The sequence below is a fragment of the Clostridium sp. chh4-2 genome (genome assembly GCF_002899675.1).
In the GTDB taxonomy this organism is placed as follows: domain Bacteria; phylum Bacillota; class Clostridia; order Lachnospirales; family Lachnospiraceae; genus CHH4-2.
In genome coordinates this window covers 1-1,876 of the sequence record NZ_PKUU01000049.1, presented here as the reverse complement: position 1 = coordinate 1,876, position 1,876 = coordinate 1, and the positions used below count along the sequence as shown (strand labels likewise).

1 protein-coding gene is annotated in these 1,876 nt (G+C 48.6%); it reads right to left on the bottom strand.

Annotated features, from left to right (window positions below; all coding sequences use genetic code 11):
- Window positions 1-83: 83 nt before the first annotated feature.
- A complete protein-coding gene (gene ltrA, locus C0033_RS26615; protein WP_103230884.1) occupies window positions 84-1,490 on the bottom strand; it encodes a group II intron reverse transcriptase/maturase in 1,407 nt (468 codons plus the stop codon).
- Between the last annotated feature and the right edge of the window lie 386 nt (window positions 1,491-1,876).

Genomic DNA, 1,876 nt, shown 5'->3' with positions numbered 1-1,876 from the left:
GGCATCGAGTAGGAGGCTACCCATTATTTGGGTAGCCGACCTCTCACACCACCGTACGAACGGGTCTCGTATACGGCGGTTCTTTAGTTTTCACATACTTTGGAATAATAATAAGAAAATGTTGGATATCCCAGGCTTTTGAGTTTCTTCACTCCTAATGCCCGATGGATTGTTTGATTGAAGGCGATTCGCCATTCTTTCTTCGAACTGTATGCCAGCTTCCTGGCTTCTGATTCGCTTAGTTTCAGCTTTATCAGCATCTTATATTTGGTCTTTGGTTTCTTCCAGCGTTTCAAATAGATTGCACGGATTCGCCTGCGCATCCAGCTGTCTATCCGGTCCAGCTTGCTTCCCATATCTGCCAGCTTGAAATAGTTTACCCACCCCCGGATGTATTCCTTTAGCTTTTCTTTCCTGTATTCCTCCGGCCATGGGCTTTTCCGTTTCGTTAGCTCCCGGATTCTTCGTTTCATCCGTTTCAATGTCTCTGGATGCAGGCGGATTCTGCCTCCCTTATGATAGAACCCATACCCCAGGTACTTTATCTCTGTGTATCTGCATACCTTGGTTTTCTCCTGGTTCACTTTTAGAAACAGCTTTCCCTCTATGTAGGGCACGATCTTTTCATACGTTCTTTCTGCACTTTTTAAACTCCTGCAGAAAATCACCGCATCGTCCGCGTATCTTACATATTTATGATTCCTCTTTTCCAGTTCCTTATCCAGCTCATTCAGCATGATGTTGCTCAGCAGGGGACTTAAAGGGCCTCCTTGGGCGATACCGGTTTCTGTTCTTTCGTATCTTTCTCCCTCTAGCACTCCCGCTCTCATGTATTTATGGATTAGGGAGATAACCCTCCCATCCTCGATTGTCCGGGAGAGAATCGAGGCCATTTTACTCTGGCTGACCGTATCGAAGAACTTCTCTAAATCCATGTCCACCACGTATTCGTATCCTTCCTCTATGTACTCCCGGCATTTCTTCACTGCGTCATGGGCGCTCCGCTTTGGGCGGAATCCGTAACTGGTCTCCTGGAACTGTTTTTCATAGATTGGGCTCAGTTTTTGGGCAATTGCCTGCTGGATGACCCGGTCCACTACCGTCGGTATTCCCAGCTTTCTCATTTTTCCTGTCCCTTCCTTGGGAATCTCTACCCGCAGGACTGGCCTTGGATGATATCTGCCTGAAAGAATCCTCTCCACCAGCTTCTCCTGATTCTCTTCAAAATAGCTCTCCAGTTCTTCTACTTGCATCCCGTCTGCCCCGGCCGCTCCCCGGTTACTTTTTACTTTCTTGACTGCCCGTTTCAGGTTGCTGGGGCTCAGGATGCTTTCCATTAATTTCTTTTTCCATGTGATGTCGGCGTTGTTTTCAGTTATCATCCCCAGGGCGTACACTTTTGAATTCTTCTCCTGTTCCGCAGGGCCTTCCTTCAAAAAGTCCTCTATCCGAAGTTGTCTGTACTCCATTCCTGTTTCTGTAACATTCATTTACTGCCTCCTCCTAAAGTTCGTCCTTCCCGGCACACGGCCGGTACTATAACATCTGCTGACTTCTCATGATAAATCTTGTTTCAACCGCACCTTCGTGCGTCCATGAGATCTCCCCGGGTAAGAACAGGTTCTTTCCTTCCATCTATCTGCCACATGCACACCATAGGATTCCGGATTAGCTTTCGGGTTTCAGCTTTCAGCGCAGCCTTGCCCATCCTATCATGCCTTATGTGATTTCTGTCCGTCAGACCGGAAGTTTGCCGCCGGCTTCCTTCAGATTCCACCTCGCGGTGGACACCCTTGCCCTTGGCTGTGTGCTTGGCGCTAATCAACCCGCACTCGGGACTTTCACCCGTTAGAACCTGCCCATGCCAGGCGCACGC

Coding starts and splice junctions, on each gene's coding strand:
- ltrA (WP_103230884.1), bottom strand. CDS start 1,490: ATGAATGTTACAGAAACAGGAATGGAGTACAGACAACTTCGGATAGAG.